The 17050-nt window shown below is 63.2% G+C and carries 18 protein-coding genes and 1 tRNA gene; 9 read left to right on the forward strand and 10 right to left on the reverse strand.

Annotated features, from left to right (window positions below; all coding sequences use genetic code 11):
* Positions 1-9: 9 nt before the first annotated feature.
* The 4 genes from IC614_RS00900 (at position 10) to IC614_RS00915 (ending at position 2872) form a co-directional block, all read left to right on the forward strand.
* Entirely contained in the window at positions 10-333 is a 324-nt protein-coding gene (locus tag IC614_RS00900) for a TIGR02300 family protein (RefSeq protein ID WP_200971885.1), read from the forward strand.
* Between the two features lie 87 nt (positions 334-420).
* Positions 421-496 (forward strand) — tRNA-Ala (locus tag IC614_RS00905).
* Positions 497-704: 208 nt separating this feature from the next.
* Positions 705-2642: a TonB-dependent receptor gene (locus tag IC614_RS00910; protein WP_207791131.1), complete on the forward strand. Its 1938-nt coding sequence runs from the start codon at positions 705-707 to the stop codon at positions 2640-2642.
* 83 nt (positions 2643-2725) lie between these two features.
* The gene (locus IC614_RS00915) at positions 2726-2872 is read left to right on the forward strand and encodes a hypothetical protein (RefSeq protein WP_200971887.1); all 147 of its coding nucleotides are present in this window, start codon (positions 2726-2728) and stop codon (positions 2870-2872) included.
* A gap of 4 nt (positions 2873-2876) precedes the next feature.
* Here IC614_RS00915 and IC614_RS00920 read toward each other — a convergent pair whose 3' ends face one another.
* Positions 2877-4178, reverse strand: coding sequence for an MFS transporter (locus tag IC614_RS00920; RefSeq protein ID WP_200971888.1), 1302 nt, complete (start codon positions 4176-4178; stop codon positions 2877-2879).
* Positions 4179-4391: 213 nt separating this feature from the next.
* Here IC614_RS00920 and pgsA point away from each other — a divergent pair, with 213 nt between their 5' ends.
* Entirely contained in the window at positions 4392-4943 is a 552-nt protein-coding gene (gene pgsA, locus IC614_RS00925) for a CDP-diacylglycerol--glycerol-3-phosphate 3-phosphatidyltransferase (RefSeq protein WP_200971889.1), read from the forward strand.
* On the opposite strand, the gene IC614_RS00930 is transcribed toward pgsA, so the two are convergent.
* On the reverse strand, positions 4944-5903 hold the full coding sequence (locus IC614_RS00930) for a retroviral-like aspartic protease family protein (protein ID WP_200971890.1): 960 nt from the start codon (positions 5901-5903) through the stop codon (positions 4944-4946).
* A 177-nt stretch (positions 5904-6080) separates the two neighbouring features.
* Between IC614_RS00930 and ahpC the strand changes: the two genes are divergently transcribed.
* Both ahpC and ahpF read left to right on the forward strand, forming a co-directional pair.
* On the forward strand, positions 6081-6644 hold the full coding sequence (gene ahpC / locus IC614_RS00935; RefSeq protein ID WP_200971891.1) for an alkyl hydroperoxide reductase subunit C: 564 nt from the start codon (positions 6081-6083) through the stop codon (positions 6642-6644).
* 194 nt (positions 6645-6838) lie between these two features.
* Positions 6839-8422 (forward strand): alkyl hydroperoxide reductase subunit F, encoded by a 1584-nt coding sequence (gene ahpF / locus IC614_RS00940; RefSeq protein WP_200971892.1) that lies wholly within the window; start codon positions 6839-6841, stop codon positions 8420-8422.
* Between the two features lie 79 nt (positions 8423-8501).
* On the opposite strand, the gene IC614_RS00945 is transcribed toward ahpF, so the two are convergent.
* Positions 8502-9419, reverse strand: coding sequence for a LysR substrate-binding domain-containing protein (locus IC614_RS00945; protein ID WP_200971893.1), 918 nt, complete (start codon positions 9417-9419; stop codon positions 8502-8504).
* Positions 9420-9548: 129 nt separating this feature from the next.
* Between IC614_RS00945 and epsC the strand changes: the two genes are divergently transcribed.
* Together epsC and IC614_RS00955 are read left to right on the forward strand one after the other, a co-directional pair.
* Positions 9549-10232 (forward strand): serine O-acetyltransferase EpsC, encoded by a 684-nt coding sequence (gene epsC / locus IC614_RS00950; RefSeq protein WP_200971894.1) that lies wholly within the window; start codon positions 9549-9551, stop codon positions 10230-10232.
* Entirely contained in the window at positions 10232-10573 is a 342-nt protein-coding gene (locus IC614_RS00955; RefSeq protein ID WP_200971895.1) for a DUF2794 domain-containing protein, read from the forward strand. The genes epsC and IC614_RS00955 overlap by 1 nt, the downstream gene beginning before the upstream one ends.
* On the opposite strand, the gene IC614_RS00960 is transcribed toward IC614_RS00955, so the two are convergent.
* From IC614_RS00960 to pstC, 7 genes are all read right to left on the reverse strand, one after another.
* Positions 10551-11639 carry a hypothetical protein gene (locus IC614_RS00960; RefSeq protein WP_200971896.1) on the reverse strand — a complete coding sequence of 363 codons (1089 nt, stop codon included), beginning with the start codon at positions 11637-11639 and terminating at the stop codon, positions 10551-10553. The two genes, IC614_RS00955 and IC614_RS00960, sit on opposite strands and share 23 nt — an antisense overlap.
* 81 nt (positions 11640-11720) lie before the next feature.
* The gene (locus tag IC614_RS00965; RefSeq protein ID WP_200971897.1) at positions 11721-12089 is read right to left on the reverse strand and encodes a hypothetical protein; all 369 of its coding nucleotides are present in this window, start codon (positions 12087-12089) and stop codon (positions 11721-11723) included.
* 76 nt (positions 12090-12165) lie between these two features.
* Positions 12166-12864, reverse strand: a complete 699-nt coding sequence (phoB, locus tag IC614_RS00970; RefSeq protein ID WP_200971898.1) for a phosphate regulon transcriptional regulator PhoB — start codon at positions 12862-12864, stop codon at positions 12166-12168.
* Positions 12865-12868: 4 nt separating this feature from the next.
* Positions 12869-13564, reverse strand: a complete 696-nt coding sequence (phoU, locus tag IC614_RS00975) for a phosphate signaling complex protein PhoU (protein ID WP_200971899.1) — start codon at positions 13562-13564, stop codon at positions 12869-12871.
* Positions 13565-13578: 14 nt separating this feature from the next.
* The gene (gene pstB / locus IC614_RS00980) at positions 13579-14349 is read right to left on the reverse strand and encodes a phosphate ABC transporter ATP-binding protein PstB (RefSeq protein ID WP_200971900.1); all 771 of its coding nucleotides are present in this window, start codon (positions 14347-14349) and stop codon (positions 13579-13581) included.
* Between the two features lie 5 nt (positions 14350-14354).
* A complete protein-coding gene (pstA, locus tag IC614_RS00985) occupies positions 14355-15608 on the reverse strand; it encodes a phosphate ABC transporter permease PstA (protein WP_200973037.1) in 1254 nt (417 codons plus the stop codon).
* Between the two features lie 10 nt (positions 15609-15618).
* Complete coding sequence (pstC, locus tag IC614_RS00990) at positions 15619-17004, reverse strand: phosphate ABC transporter permease subunit PstC (protein WP_200971901.1); 1386 nt, start codon at positions 17002-17004, stop codon at positions 15619-15621.
* Positions 17005-17050: the final 46 nt, after the last annotated feature.

Raw genomic sequence — 17050 nt, forward strand, 5'->3', positions numbered from 1 at the left:
CTCTCACCCATGGTGAAAGCTGAATGGGGCACCAAGCGCACTTGTCCCAAATGCGCCACCCGCTTCTACGATCTCGGCAAGGACGATCCGGTCACCTGCATCGAATGCGGCGTATCGTGGGAGCCCGAGCCTGTCCTGAAGTCCAAGCAGCCGCTTCCTTATGACGCGCCGAAGAAACAGGCCGCCGAAAGCCAGGTCGATGATGCCGATCTCGCCGCCGAGGAACTGGAAATCGACGAGGACGCCGAAGAAAATCCGGACGACGAGGTCGATCTGGGCGGCGATGACGATATCGGCGTCGCCGGCCCGGGCGACGAGGACGAAGAAATCTAAAAGCCTACTTGCGGGGCGCTGCCAGCTACACTAAAGGCAGCGCCTCCAAAGCCCGTCAGGCTCCCAGCCGGCGGCGCGAAAAGGTTCGGGGCCGTAGCTCAGCTGGGAGAGCGCTACAATGGCATTGTAGAGGTCAGGGGTTCGATCCCCCTCGGCTCCACCATCTTTTCCCACACTTCCGAAATGGTCGCGAGTGAGGCCAATCAGGATTGTATCCTGTTCGCTTGATTTGCCGCTGCGCTACCCCCCCCATGATTAAACAGGATGAGATTTATCGACGCAAAAGGCATGTTCGTCGATTGGCCGCTTTTCGCCCCTGTGCCTGAATGGCATCGGCCCGCTTCGAAATCGACAGAAGACCGGGGGGTTCATTGTTCAGCGCTACCAAATTGATCGGCTTTGCTGCTCCTCTCTACATCCTGGTCAATCCGCCTATAGCCTCGGCCAGCACCGTCCAGACCGGTCCGACCGGAACGGGCGACGCGCGCGCTGCGGACAGAGCGGATGATGCATTCGGCGTCCGAATTGGAACTGAGCAGATCGGCCTTTATTCCGAAACGCTCGTTCGGGGTCTCAATTTGCAAGTGTCGGGCAATTACCGGCTCGCCGGCTCTTATTTCGTGCGGGTCGGAAACATGGTCGATCCCCTTTTGTCAGGGGTTACGACCCGGGTGGGCTATAATGCTCTAGGCGCGGATTTCGCCTCGCCGACCGGCCTCGTCGAATATGGACTTCGTTCGCCGATCGATTCACCGCAAACGAGCGTATCGGCGTCGTTGATGCCTTATGGCGGGAATCTGCTCGAAGGCACGATCGCCTTGGCCGATGGCTCCCGGCGCGGCCTGCTGATCGGCGGCCAATCCAGCTATTTTCGAAGCTCGTCCGGGGCTCGCGGTCAAAGCTATCGGTTCGGCGTGATCGGCGAGGTGCGGCCGGTGGCGGATAGCTCGATCGCCGCTTTCTTCAGTATCAACGATTTCGACTTCGACGGGAATTACAATGTCGCCGTGCGGGGCGAGCGCCTTCCGCCACGCCTGAAGCATCCCAATAGATTATTCCCGGCATGGGGCGATCATGACGGCCAGGATATCAATGCGGGAATCGTCTCTCGCTTCGCGCCGACGGATCGCCTGTCCCTCATGGGTTCCCTCATATATTCCAGGCTGGACCTCAATGCCGCCGATTTCGTTCTCTACTCCCTTCAGGAGGACGGCACCGGATCGGCATCGATCACCGTTAATCGTCCCCGCGATGCAGATGCTTATGCCGGCGCCGTGGGCGCGAGCTGGAAAGCGAGCGGGAGCGGGCGGTTCTTCGGCGAAATCAGGATGCGGAGAACCTACACCGCCTTCGCCCCGGCAGCATCCGTCAGGGTTCCCATCCTCGATCAGGATCTGGGCTTGCCGGACGTCGCGCCGCCGCCGCTTCCATTCCTCCCGCAAACCCTGGATCGCACCCGGCAAATCAGTGCCGGGATCGGCTATGAACATTCTTTTGCCCGGCTGCGATTGAAGGGAAGCCTGCAAAAGGCCCACAACAAGCGCACCTTCAGCCCCCCCGGCTTGCCCGAATCGGCCTCCGTGCAATCCCCGTGGCTTTATGATTTATCGGCGGCCGCAGCCTTTTCTCGTTATTGGACCGCCTTTGCCACATGGACGCGCGGCCTGGAGGATTCGGGCGTGGCGCCCGGGAATGCGGCCAACGCCAATGATGTCTTGCCGGTTGTCGTGGCCGTGCAACAGGAGATCGGAGCGCGTGGCGCAATCACGCCGGATTTCACGCTGATTGCGTCGGCATATACAATCAGCAAGCCTGCTGCTGGTTTCGACGCCAACGGCGCTTATGGGCTTTCGGGAAATTTGCGCCACCGCGGGCTGGAATTGTCGCTGACCGGCAAATTGGTGCCGAGCCTCCGTATGGTCGCGGGTCTTGCCTATCTCGACGCAAGCCGGTCCGGCGAGCAGGTTCGACGGGGAATTCAGTCGAGGGAAGTGCCTGGTGTTTCGGACGTGACGGCTCTGGCCAATCTGAACTGGTCGGTGCCGGGCATGAATGGCTTGTCGATCGACGGCCAGGCCAATTACGCCAGTTCCCGCCGGGTCCGTTCAAGCGACGGCCTTCGCGCGCCCGGTTATGCGACGTTCGACGTCGGCGCGCTCAAAAGTTTCAGGGTGGGCGGCACGGATTTTTCGCTTCGAGCGCGGATCGTCAATATTTTCGACAGCGATGCCTGGGTCGCTCAACGTTCGGAATTGCTCGATCGGGTGTTGCGAAGAAGCATTCGCCTCAGTTTGACGGCGCGCCGCTGACATTGACGACAATTCGCACCCGCCTTGCGATCAATGGATGAGGCGGCGGGAACAAGGTAAATAATTCGTTAATTCATAGCGGCATGACACGTTCGCCGCTGATTTTCGGGCGCAAGTCCCGTCGCGACCCGCCTTTGGGGGCAATAGCCATGAGCATGGGCGAGGACGCGCGCCTGTTCGGCTATACGTTGCTTGGCGGTCTCGTTTTTTTCAGCACCTATCTCGCCTAACGCGTCAGCCGATGCGGCAGGCTTCGTCGTCGCAGGCCTTGTGCAGCTTCCAGGCGATCCAGGCCGCGCCGATGCTGGCGATGGCAACCATCAGCAAGGTTTCGGCCACGGACACGCCTGCTTGCACGAGAACGGTAAGGAGGATCGCCGCCAGCACCATGGCGCCCGAATTGACGATATTGTTCGCCGCCACCGTCCGCGCCGTCTCCGATTTGGGCACGGTGGTGGTGAGGAAGGCATAAAGCGGCACGACGAACATGCCGCCGGACACCGCGACGCCGAACAGGTCGAACATGACCCATTCCGCCAGCGGGATGCGGATGAAGGTATGAAGGTCCATCAGCCCGTTTTCGGGTTGCGTCCACTGGGTGACGTTCCAGTAGAGATGAAGGACGAATAGGCCCATCGCGATCGCCGCAGCGGGCGCATATTTGGCGAGCACCCGGCCCGCGAGCAGGCGGTTGATCAGCACCGATCCCACGGCAACGCCGACCGAGAAAATGGCGAGGAACAGGGTGGCGACCTCCTCGTTGGCGCCCAGCACATTCTTGACGAGTGGTGGAAATTGGGCCGCGAGCACCGCGCCTTGCGCCCAGAAGAAGCTGATCGCGGCGATGGACAGAAACAGGCGGGGAATGTGGAGCGTGGCCGACACGAGCGCGATCGACGAGCGGACGATATGCCAGTCCATCTTCAAAGGCGGGGCGTCCGTTTCCGGAGGGGCGGGGGGGACCATGCCGCCGACGATCCGGCCGACGATCGCGACGCACAGGACGCCTGCCGCCGCGATTTCATAATGATTGCGACCGAGGAGGCCGCCCGCGATCGTGCCCATCAGAATGGCGAAATAGGTGCCCGCTTCGACGAGGCCGGTGCCGCCCAAGACCTCGTCGCTTTTGAGGTGCTGGGGCAGGATCGCATATTTGATCGGCCCGAAGAAACTGGAATGGACGCCCATGGCGAAGAGGGCGGTGAGCAGCAGCGGAATATTGTGAAGCAAGAGTCCCGCCGCGCCCGCGATCATGATGAAAATCTCGGCCGTCTTGACGATGCGAATGATCTTCGCCTTGTCGCTTGAGTCCGCGAGCTGCCCGGCGAGCGCGGAAAACAGGAAGAAAGGGAGGATGAAGAGGCCGCCCGCAATGGCGTTGAACGTCGCTTCCTTCGTGGGGTCGCTGTAAATGGCATAAGTGACTAGGATCACCATCGCCGACTTGTAGAGATTGTCGTTGAACGCGCCGAGAAATTGGGTCGCGAACAAGGGCAGAAAGCGGCGGCGGCGCAGAAGCTGAAACGAAGCCTGCATGGGTCAGAACTGGCTGGAATGAGGGATCATGGGCGCCGCTCATAGCGTCCTTTTCAGGGTCGTCCAATGGCGAGGCGCTTCCCAGGCTGGCCGTCATGGCGAACAGACGAAGCGATCGGTGGGGCACTTGGATTGCCGCGCTTCGCTCGCAATGACGGAAGGCTTCAACAATCCGGTTCATTTCACGCCAAAAGCGGCTAAGACCTGTCTTCGATGCTTTCCCTGCCCAACATCCTGACCTTGTCGCGCATCGTCACCGTGCCGATCCTGGTTTTCCTGCTGTGGCCGGGCGGCGGCTGGTTCGATTATGCGCTGGCTTTCGCGGTCTACTGCATGATGGGCATCACCGATTATTTCGACGGCTATCTCGCCCGCGCACGGGGCACGGTGTCGCGGCTTGGCGTCTTCCTCGATCCCATTGCCGACAAGATCATGGTTGCCGCCGTCATCTTGATGCTCGTCTTCATCGGCACCCTTTCCGGCGTCCACGCCATCGCCGCGCTCATCATCCTGCTGCGCGAGATCATGGTGTCGGGGCTCCGCGAATTCCTTGCCGGCATTCAGGTATCCGTCCCCGTAAGCCGGCTCGCCAAGTGGAAGACGACGTTCCAGCTTGTCTCTCTCGGCGCGCTCATCTTCGCGGGCGCCGTGCCGCAATGGCCGTGGGTCAAGGACGCGGGCCTCGTCAGCCTGTGGGCGGCCGCCGTGCTGACCCTCGTCACCGGCTGGGATTATCTGCGCGTCGGCTTGAAGCACATGGATTGATCAGGGAAGGGCGGCCAGCCTGAAATTCCCGTCCTCGCCCGGCTGGGAGGTGATGAAGCGCACTTTCCGCTCGGCGAAGTCCACGGACACTGTGGAAAACGCCCGGAGCGCGTCCATGCCGAGCAGCAAAGCGGGCCTTTCGGTAAGCTCCAGCTTTTCGAAAGGCGCCACATCCGCAAAGGCAATGGGCATGTCCTTGACGGTGACGCCGCTCAACACGAGTTCGTCGGCACGGGTATAATCGGCCATCACGCGCTCCCCCGTGACGCTCACCATCTCGACGGGCTCGGTTTCCTTCAGCCGCTTCCGCTTTTCGAGCCTGGCGCGCAAAACGCTGTTGCCGACCGATACTTCCGATCCCGTATCGATCACCACCCAAACCTTCTGGCCGTCAAGTTTGGCATCGACGAGGACGAGTCGCCCGAAGCGGCTGCGGGCCGTGACGACGATGGCATTTCCATACCGTTTCTTGCGGGCTTCCTTCGACGGCATCACCGTCATCCGGCTATTCTTGAAATCGAACGTCACGCGCTGCGCCTGCAGGCTGTCGACGCCCAGCATGCCGACCGCCCCAAGATGCGCTTCCTTGAGCGCCGGCGCCTGAATGCCGGTCACCGTCTTTCTGTCGCTCACCGATAGGCGGGGGATGATAACGGTCGGCACGAAATCGACGCCGCTCATGCTGTGCATGGTGACGCCCCGGCCCGGCGCCAGCCTGAGCTTTTCGGCAAGGCTCGAGCCGATGACGGTGCGCTCCGCGCCTGTGTCGATCACGAAATTGAAAGGGCCCTGGCCATCGACTCTGACCGGCACGGTGAGGCGCGAACGATTGTGGCCGAGGGAGAGGTCATAAGGATCTTCGGAAGGCGCCGGAGTAAGGGTGTCCGAGGATTGCGACAAGGCCGGAAAGGCGAGAAGGAGCGCCGCGACGCCAGGCATCAAGCGAAAAACCTGCTTCATCTCGACTCTCCTCACCTGAAATTTCTATGCCTCTACGGGAAAAGAAACAAGCTGAGCCTGCGCTATTGATAGTGCCTGCCAACCCTGATCGAAAAAATCGATCACTTTAACCGCACTTATTCGCTTGGTCGATTGCATGGCGCTTCCTACATGGGCCTGGCAATAACAGGAGGCCTCATGTCCATCATCAACAGCGAGATCAAACCGTTCACCGCCCAGGCTTTCCGCGACGGCAAGTTCGTGACCGTCACGGACGCCGATACGCGCGGCAAATGGTCGGTTTTCTTCTTCTATCCGGCGGACTTCACCTTCGTCTGCCCGACCGAGCTTGAAGACCTGGCCGACAATCACGCCACGTTCGAGCAGCTGGGCGTCGAAATCTACAGCGTTTCGACCGACACGCATTTCTCGCACAAGGCATGGCACGACAGCTCGCCCGCCATCGGCAAGATCAAGTTCACCATGATCGGCGACCCGAACGGCACCGTCACCAATAATTTCGGCGTGATGCGCGAAGGCCAGGGCCTCGCCGATCGCGGTACCTTCGTCGTCGACCCGGATGGCATCATACAGCTCGTCGAAATCACCTCGGAAGGCGTCGGCCGCAATGCCGAGGAATTGATCCGCAAGATCAAGGCCGCCCAATATGTCCGCGCGCATCCGGGCGAAGTCTGCCCGGCCAAGTGGGAAGAGGGTGAAACCACGCTCGCTCCGTCGCTGGACCTCGTCGGCAAGATCTAACTCTGCCGCGAACGTAGGCCCGGAAAGCCTCTCCCCCTCCCCCTGGCTTTCCGGGCCTGCAACACTTGGATTTAAGCGTGCTCCGGCGAAGGCCCGGAGCCCAGTGGCACAGATCGAGCGGCTGGACCCCGGCCTTCGCCGGGGAACGAAAGTGATCAATTCGCCGGAACATTCCAAAGCAACAGGAAACCATCATGCTTGACGCAAATCTCAAGGAGCAGCTGAAGGCCTATCTGGCCAATGTGAAGATGCCGATCGAGCTGGCCGCGTCCTTGGACGATGGCGCCAAATCTAAGGAGCTGCAGAGCCTTCTCGAGGATATCGCCTCACTGAGCGATCTCGTCTCGTTCATCCGTTCGGATGACGATGCCCGCAAGCCCTCTTTCCTCATCCGCCGCGCGGGAACCGACATCGCGGTCCGCTTCGCCGGCATTCCGATGGGGCATGAATTCACGTCGCTCGTTCTTGCCCTGCTGCAGGTCGGCGGTCATCCGCCCAAGGTCAGCGACGATGTGATCGAACAGGTGAAGGCGCTGGACGGCGACTTCCGGTTCGAAACCTATTTCTCGCTGTCCTGCCAGAACTGCCCGGACGTGGTGCAGGCGCTGAACCTCATGAGCGTCCTTAATCCCCGGATCAGCCACGTCGCCATCGACGGGGCGCTTTTCAAGGAAGAAGTGGACAGCCGCAAGGTGCTCGCGGTGCCGAGCGTGTTCCTGAACGGCGAGCCCTTCGGCCAGGGCCGGATGGAGCTGGAGCAGATCCTCGCCAAGCTCGACACCGGCGCCGTGGCGCGCGCGGCCGAGAAGATCGCGGCCAAGGAGCCGTTCGACGTCCTCGTCGTCGGGGGCGGCCCGGCGGGCGCCGCAGCGGCCATTTATGCCGCGCGCAAGGGTATCCGCACCGGAATCGTCGCCGAACGCTTCGGCGGCCAGGTGCTCGACACCATGGCGATCGAGAATTTTATTTCCGTTTCCCACACGGAAGGCCCGAAACTCGCCGCGCATCTCGAGCAGCATGTGAAGGATTATGACGTCGACATCATGAACCTTCAGAAGGCGGCCAAGCTCATTCCGGCGGATCGTCCGGGCGGCCTTGCCACTGTCGAACTGGAAAACGGCGCGTCGCTCAAGGCGAAGACGGTCATCCTGTCCACCGGCGCCCGCTGGCGGCAGATGAACGTGCCGGGCGAAGACGAATATCGCAATCGCGGCGTCGCTTATTGCCCGCACTGCGACGGACCGCTCTACAAGGGCAAGCGCGTCGCGGTGATCGGCGGTGGCAATAGCGGCGTCGAAGCGGCGATCGACCTTGCGGGCCTCGCGTCGCATGTCACGCTGATCGAATATGACAGCCAGCTCCGCGCCGACGCGGTGCTGCAGCGCAAGCTCTACAGCCTCCTCAACGTGACAGTGGTCACGTCGGCCCTAACGACCGAAGTGCATGGCAATGGCGAGAGGGTGATCGGCCTCACCTACAAGGACCGCAATAGCGAGGACACGCATCTCGTCGAACTGGAAGGCATATTCGTTCAGATCGGCCTCGTGCCGAACACCGAATGGCTGACCGACTCCGTCGCGCTCACCCAGCGCGGCGAGATCGAGATCGACCATCGCGGCCACACGTCGATCGAAGGCGTGTTCGCGGCAGGCGACGCGACGACCGTGCCCTACAAGCAGATCGTCATCGCCATGGGACAGGGATCGGCAGCGGCGCTTTCGGCCTTCGATTATCTCATCCGGCAGGTTCCAGAGGAAGAGGCAGCGCAGGCTGCCTAAGCCTGTTGTGCTCCGGCGAAAGCCGGAGCCCAGCGGCACAGACCGAACGGCTGGACCCCGGCTTTCGCCGGGGAACAAGTTAGGCTGCGCGGCCCATACCTTCCTTAGTGATCGTCTTCAGAGCCTGCGCCAACAGCCGGAACTCTTTCACGCGCGGGCTGCCCTTGCGCCAGATGAGGGCGATGCGGCGGCTGGGGTGATCCGCCTCCAGCGGCCGCGCCGTCGCCCCTGTATTGTCGAGCAGGCCCGATTGCACCGCCATTTCCGGCACCAACGTCATGCCAAGGCCATTGCCGACCATTTGAATCAGCGTGTGGAGCGATGTGCCGAGCATGGTCGCCTCCGCCCGCAATTCGGGCCGGTTGCACGCCGCAAGCGCGTGGTCCTTCAGGCAATGGCCGTCCTCCAGCAGCAGCAGGCGATGCTCGTCAATGCTGGCGGGCGTGACATGGGCGGGCGGCTGCTCGCCCGGCGGAAAGGCGACGAATAGCCGATCCTCGAACAGGTCGGCATTTTCAACCTCGCCGCATGCATAAGGAAGGGCGAGAAGGACGCAGTCGACATGGCCGCGATGCAGGGAATCGCACGCGGCTTGGCTCGTTTCCTCGCGCAAGAACAGCTTCAGCTCCGGCCATTGCTGGCGCAAGCGCGGAAGGAGACGGGGCAGCAGGAAAGGCGCGATGGTCGGAATGACGCTGAGCCGCAATTCACCGGCAAGCGGCTTTCCGGCGGCGCGCGCCATGTCGGCCAGTTCGTCCACCTCGCGCAACACCCGCTCCGCTTTCTCGGCGATGCGCAGGCCCAGCGGCGTGAAACGCACGACGCGGCGCGTGCGTTCGACAAGGGTGATGCCGATCAGCGATTCCAGCTCGCGAAGGCCCGCCGACAGGGTCGATTGCGTGACGAAGCAGGCTTCGGCGGCGCGGCCGAAATGGCCGTGATCCTTTAGCGCAACGAGATATTGCAACTGTTTCAGGGTCGGGAGATAGGTGTTCATCGGCGGCCTCGATCAGATCGCTGCAACTTATCAATTCTATCGATGAAATGCAGCCCTGATCGTGCCGCTGGCAATCGGATGGGCCTCATCCTATCTTCGATCCAGACCGAAACCATCGCGGGTTGATCTATGCTGTTTGGACTCGTCGCCTATCTCGATTCTGTTAAGGCGCGCGATCCCGCCCCGCGGTCCCGTTGGGAAATTCTGCTCTATCCTGGCGTCTGGGCCTTGGCTTTCCACCGCGTCGGACACTGGCTTTACAAGGGCGAGCTTTATTTCCTCGCTCGGCTTATCAACCATCTCGCCCGTTTCCTCACTGCCATCGACATTCATCCCGGCGCCAAGATCGGCCGCAATTTCTTTATCGATCATGGCTTCACCGTGATCGGTGAGACGGCGGTGATCGGCGATAACGTCACCATCTATCAGAACGTCACCCTCGGCGGCACCAATCCGGCGGGCGGGGAGGCGGGGCATCGCCATCCGACCATCGGCGACAATGTCATCATCGGCTCGGGCGCGCAGGTGCTGGGGCCGATCCATGTCGGCGACCGTGCCCGGGTCGGCGCCAATGCGGTGGTGACGAAGGACGTGCCGGAAGGCGCGACGATGATCGGCATTCCGGCGCGCTCCACCCTGCTCGACGCGCAGGATTATGCGAAGAATTTCGTGCCTTATGGCACCCCCTGCTCCGAAGCCTTCGATCCCGCCACCCAGAAGCTGGAAATCCTGCAATGCGAGATCGAGCAGTTGCGAAAAAAATTGCAGGAGATGATTGATGCGCGCGATGAAGGAAGGCGGGATCGCGCCTGATGGGCGACATCACCTCATTTCCCGCATCCGCGCCGCTAAGCCAGGTCGCTTTCGAACGACGCGAACTGAACCGCATCGTCGATCTGTACGGCCGCATGGTCGCCGCCGGTCACTGGAAGGATTATGCGATGGAATTCGGCAAGGAAGCGGCGTCCTTCGCCGCCTTCCGCCGCTCCGCCGAGCATCCGGAGGTCAGAATCGAAAAGCGCCCGGCCTTGCGCAACCGGCAAGGCATGTGGGCGCTGATCGGGGAACATGGCGTGGTGCTCAAACGGGGCCATGAACTCGGCCCCGTTCTCGCACCGATCGAACGCCGCCTTATGAAGCTGGTAGCGGGCTGACCCGATCCAGCACCGGCAGCCGGGCCTGAAGGCCCCCCGGCAATGCCCGCACCACATTCGTCCGTGCCGTATGCCAGAAGGCGGAAAGCAGAAGCAGGGCCGATCCGATGATGAGCGCCGTGAAGGCGAAGCTCAGCTCCACCGCCCCGAACCGCTCGAACAGATCGTTCAATGCCCAGAGAACATAAGCGAGGGCCGATACGAGCAGGGCCCGCCTGTCGATCGCGATGGCGGTGAGGCCAAGCGCGACATAGACCGCCAGCACGACGACCGCTTCGCCGGTGGTGGCATGACCGTCGTTGAGGCCGAGCAGGCTGAAGACCGGATGGACGATCAGCGGCGCGGCGAGAAGATGCAGCCAGAAGGCGACGTCCGACCGCCGCGTCTCCCGGCGCGGGTCGGACCCGTCCCACCACATGGCGAGTAGGAATACGCCGACGCCGAGCGCCAGACCAAAGCCAAGCAGAATGTTCTGCAGTTCCGGCACATCGCCAACTACATAAGCGATCAGCGCCAATACCAGGCCGACAAGGGCCAGCACCCCCGCAGCGACGGTGATCGGCACGCGGAATCGCCGCCAATGCAGCCAGGCGCCCGCCGCCGCGACCGCCGCCGCTCCGGCCGCGACAAGCGCGACGAGTGGCTCGTTGTTTTGCAGGGTCTCCTCGCCGATCGCCAGGACGAGCGTGAAGCCCGTGGCGCCGAAGATGCCGCCGATAAAGGCGATAAGCAGGATGATGCTGGGCAGCGCCATGCGCCGCTTGCGGGTGAAAAATTCGGCGAGGCCCCACGCGGTCGCCGCCACGAGCAGGCCGGTAAAGGGCGACGGGCCGCCCACCTCCACCTGCGGCGGGATCGCGTTGCCGATCCAGCCCATGGCGACGAGCAGGATCGCCGCCGCGATGGACACGAAGATGTCGTTGAAGCCGGTCAGGAGACGGAAATGTTCCTCGTCCACCGCTGGCATGGCGCGGCTCTCGGCCACGAAGTTGCGCAGGCGAATGGCGGCATCGGGGCTCATCGCTCCCGCCGCTACAGCCGCTTCCAGATCGCTTTCGCTATACATGCTTTCCTCCCTAAGGAAGGCGCATCATAGCATTGCTGTTATATAACGGCAATACAGCTGGCTGATATACTCCGCTTTGCCTCAGCGACGCGGCCGTCCTTGCACGCAATTATCGGTCACGGTGCGCGAACAGCGCGGATAATCCTTGGTTGCCGCCCGCGTCGTGAAGGCCGCGCTCTGATTTGGATCGACCACGACGCCACCACCGGCGGGGGTAGCGACCATGTTGGTGCCCGGAGGCGCTACGGCAACGCCTGACGGATCGGTGCCTTCGGCGGTGATGCCTTCCCGCGTGGTCATGCGTGTCGTGGTGTCCGTGGTGGCGGGGGGTGTCTCGGCCGTGGTCTGGACCTCGGCCTCGGTTTCCGATTTGATTTCGCTTGTCTTCGTATCCTGTGCAAGAGCGGCGCCGCCGATCAGCAGCGCGGCGGTGAAAAGCATCGTCTTCATCAGACCTCCTAGCGGCCCGAGGGCCGGCCATTCAGCCCCTCCGTGCCTCCAACGATGCTGGCGCGGATTTTATCCCCTAGAGCCTGTCTTCGCTGTCGAGCGCATAGCCCGCCGAGCGGACGGTGCGGATGATGTCCGCCCGGCCCCCTTCGTTGATCGCCTTGCGGAGGCGGCGGATATGGACGTCGACGGTCCGGGCTTCGATGTCGCTTTCGCGCCCCCAGACGCTGTCGAGCAACCGCTCGCGGGAGAAGACGCGGCCGGGATGCTCCAGGAAATGCTTCAGAAGTCGAAATTCGGTGGGACCAAGGGCGATTGTTTCGCCGCCGCGCTTCACCTTGTGGCTGACGATGTCCATTTCGATGTCCGCGTAAGCAAGTTGTTCCCCCGCCAATGCGGGCCGCACGCGGCGCAGCACCGCGCCGACGCGGGCGACCAATTCCTTGGGCGAGAAGGGCTTCACGACATAATCGTCGGCGCCGGTTTCGAAACCGCGTAGCCGGTCCGGTTCCTCGCCGCGCGCCGTCAGCATGATGATCGGCACGTTGGCGGTTTCCGGATAGCGGCGGAGGCGGCGGCAGACCTCAATGCCCGACACACCCTCGATCATCCAGTCGAGCAGGACGAGATCGGGCGGGCTTTCCTGGGCGAGCATCAGCGCCTCGTCGCCGTCCGTCGTATGCTCGACCTCGAATTCCTCGCGCTCAAGATTGTATGTCAAAAGCTCGGCCAGGCTCTGGTCGTCCTCGACGAGAAGGATGCGCCCCTTGGCCATCTCTTCAGCCCTCGGCGGGGTCCGCGCCCTTGGAGCGCTCGGCCATCTTCTCGCCCGTCGCGGCGAAATAGACCATTTCGGCGACGTTGGTGGCGTGATCGCCGACCCGCTCCAGATTCTTCGCGATGAAGAGGAGATGGGTCGCCTGCGTGATGTTGTTCGGATTTTCCATCATGAAGGTGAGGAGCGTCCGGAAGATGCTGTTGTAGAAATTGTCGAGCGCCTCGTCCCGCTCGCAGACGGCAAGCGCGGCCTGGGCATCGCGCGCGGCGAAGGCGTTCAGCACGTTGCCGACCATCTCGCCCGCGATCCGGCCCATTTCGGGGAGGAGGGCGAGGGGGGCAATCTTCCCCATCTGCTCCAGCACCGGCACGCGCTTGGCGATATTCTTGGCATAATCGCCGATCCGTTCGACCACGCCCGCGATCTTCAGCGCGGCGACCACATCGCGCAGGTCGTCGGCCATCGGCGCGCGGAGGGCGATGATCTGGACGGCGGTGCGCTCCACCTCTGCTTCGAGAGCGTCGATCTTCTTGTCGTTTTCGACGACCCGCGCGGCGGCCTCGGTGTCGCGCTGGACGAGCGCCCGCATCGCTTCCTTGATCGCTTCCTCGGCAAGGCCGCCCATCTGCGCGATGCTGCCGCGCAACTGGTCGAGCTCGTCGTCGAACGCCTTGATCGTATGTCCACTGCTGGCCATGGTCGTGATCCTTCTCAGCCGTAGCGGCCGGTGATATAATCCTTGGTGCGGGTTTCGCGCGGATTGGTGAAGATTTCCGACGTGTCGCCATATTCGACGAGCGTGCCGAGGTGGAAGAAGGCCGTGCGCTGCGATACGCGCGCCGCCTGCTGCATGTTGTGGGTGACGATGGCGATGGCGTAGCGGCCGCGCAGTTCGTGGATCAGCTCCTCGATCTTCGCCGTCGCGATCGGATCGAGCGCCGAGCAAGGCTCGTCCATCAGGATCACTTCCGGGTTCACCGCGATGGCGCGCGCGATGCAGAGGCGCTGCTGCTGGCCGCCGGAGAGGGCGGTGCCGCTTTCGGCCAGGCGGTCCTTCACTTCATCCCACAAACCCGCGCGGCGCAGCGACTTTTCGACGATCTGATCGAGTTCCGCCTTGCCCGTCGCGAGGCCATGGATGCGTGGCCCGTAGGCGACATTCTCATAGATCGACTTGGGAAAGGGATTGGGCTTCTGAAACACCATGCCGACCCGGGCGCGGAGCTGCACCACATCCATCGACGAGGCGTAAATGTCCTCGCCGTCCAGCGCGATTTGCCCCTCGACGCGGGCATTGGCGATGGTGTCGTTCATGCGGTTCAAGGTGCGCAGGAAGGTCGATTTGCCGCAGCCCGACGGGCCGATGAAGGCGGTCACGTCCTCCTGAGTGATGTCGATTGAGACATCGTTGATCGCCTGTTTGTCGCCATAAAAGACGTTGATGCCGCGCGCGGTCATCTTCGGCGTGGAAATGTCGGTCATTGCGTTCACCAGCGTCTCTCGAACTTGTTGCGTAGGTAGATGGCGAGGCCGTTCATCGCGAGCAGGAAGACGAGGAGGACGATGATCCCCGCCGACGTCTTCTCCACGAACCCGCGGCTGACCTCGTCCGACCACAGGAAGATCTGCACCGGCAGCACGGTCGCGGGCTCGCTGATCCCGCCCGGAGGCGAGGCGATGAAGGCGCGCATGCCGATCATCAGCAGCGGCGCCGTCTCGCCCAAGGCGCGGGCCATGCCGATGATCGTGCCGGTGAGGATGCCGGGGAGGGCGAGCGGCAGGACGTGGTGAAACACGACCTGCACCGGGCTCGCGCCGATGCCGAGCGCCGCGTCGCGGATCGACGGCGGCACCGATTTGATCGCGTTGCGGCCCGCAATGACGATGACGGGCATGGTCATCAGGGCCAGCGTCAGGCCGCCGACCAGCGGCGCCGAACGCGGCAGGTGCATGAAATTGAGGAACACCGCGAGCCCGAGCAGGCCAAAGATGATCGACGGCACCGCCGCGAGGTTGTTGATCGATACTTCGATGAGGTCGGTCCAGCGATTCCGGGGTGCATATTCTTCGAGATAGACGGCGGAGAGCACGCCGATCGGGAAGGCGAGGGCCAGCGTCACCAGCATGGTCAGCAGCGATCCCTTGAACGCGCCCCAGATGCCGACGAGCGTCGGATCGGTCGCGTCGGCGCCGGTCAGGAAGCCCCAGTTGATCCCGGTCTTGACCGCATCGCGGGCGTCCAGCGTCCGATAACGTTGTTCGTCCTCCGGAGTGCCGTCGCTCTTGGCGGCGAGGTCAAGGCCGCTGGAGGCCGGAAGCCAAAGTGTCTCGGTGCGCTCCAGCACGGAAGGATCGGCCTTGATCGCCTCGCGCACGCGCAGCCATGCGCCGTTCGACAGCAGGTTCGCGCCGTCCGCGCCATATTGTGCGGTGGCGGCCGCACGCACCGCGCCGTCGATATCCGCCGCCGCCAACGCCGCGTCGGCGCCCGGGCCGCGCAGCACTTGCGGATCGAGGATCAAAGTGCTGGCCGGGAAGTTCATGTCCAGCCGCACCTCGGTCTGGGTAAATCCCCTAAGACCGTTCGACAGCATGGTGACGAGCAGGAAGGCGAGGAACGCGGCCGACAGCAAAACCGCGCCGAAGCCGACCGCCTTGAAGCGCCGCTCGGCCGCATAGCGCCGCCGGATGCGGCGTTGCATCGCGTCGCTCCGCCAGTCGGTGGGCTGCGGCCCGTTCATGGCCACGGGCTTATTCATACGCTTCCCGATATTTCTTCACGACGCGCAGCGCGACGATGTTGAGGAGCAGGGTGACGATGAACAGCACCAGCCCAAGCGCGAAGGCGGACAGGGTCTTGGCGCTGTCGAACTCCTGGTCGCCGGTCAGCAGCTGGACGATCTGGGTGGTGACCGTCGTCACGCTTTCGAACGGATTGACGGTGAGGTTCGCGGCAAGCCCCGCCGCCATCACCACGATCATCGTCTCGCCGATCGCGCGGCTAACGGCGAGCAGCACGCCGCCGACCACGCCAGAGAGGGCTGCGGGCAGCAGCACCTTTTTGATCGTTTCGGACTTCGTGGCACCCAACGCCAGAGACCCGTCGCGCATGGCCTGGGGCACGGCGGCGATGCTGTCGTCGGCCATGGAGGAGACGAACGGGATGATCATGATGCCCATCACGAGACCTGCCGCCAAAGCCGATTCCGACGAAGCGCCCGGAATGCCGACCGACACGGCGAAATCGCGAATGGCGGGCGCGACGGTCAGGGCCGCGAAATAGCCGTAGACTACGGTCGGCACGCCCGCGAGCACCTCGAGCAAGGGTTTCATCACCTTGCGCGTGCGCGGCGCGGCATATTGGGTGAGGAAGATGGCGCTCATCAGGCCGAGCGGAATGGCAACGATCATCGCGATGATCGCGCCGATGAAGATCGTGCCCCAGAAGAGCGGCACCGCCCCGAACGCACCGGACGATCCCGCCTGATCGGCGCGGATCGCCGTCTGCGGGCTCCAGGTGGTGCCGAACAGGAACTCGACCGGCGAAACGCGTGCGAAGAAACGCAGGGATTCGAACAGCAGCGACAGGGCGATGCCGAGCGTCGTCAGGATCGCGACCAGCGAGGCGACGAGCAATGCGCCCATCACCAGCCGCTCCACCTTCGTCCGCGCCCGGAAATGCGGCGACACGCGTGTAAAGGCGAAGGCGCCGCCCGCGAAGGCGAGCAAAAGGGCCGCGCCGGCGCCGATCAGGCCATATTGGAAGATCGCGTCCTTATAGGCCGGAGCGAGCGCGTTCGACATCGGGTTGAAAGCGCCCGGTACCGTGCCTTCGGCGACGCCCCGCGCTTCGGCGAGGATCGCGCCGCGCTGCATCGGTTCGGCGGGAAGCCCAACGGCAGCGGGGCTGTCCAGCACCGCCTGCGTCACCAGGCCGCCGGAAAAGGAACTCCAGACGGCGAGAAACAGAAGGGCCGGGACGATCGCCCAAAGCGCGACATACCAGCCGTGATAGGAGGGAAGGGAATGAAGCCGCCCTGCATCCGTCCGCGCTAGGGCGGAAGCGCGCGCCCGTGCCGTCAGCCAGGCCACGAGGCCCAGCCCAAGGATCATCAAGGCGATGGCAATAAGCGACATGTCAGCAGGCCTCCGCCGCTTTCCGTGCTCCTGCGAAAGCAGGAGC

This window comes from Sphingosinicella flava (assembly GCF_016025255.1).
GTDB lineage: Bacteria > Pseudomonadota > Alphaproteobacteria > Sphingomonadales > Sphingomonadaceae > Allosphingosinicella > Allosphingosinicella flava.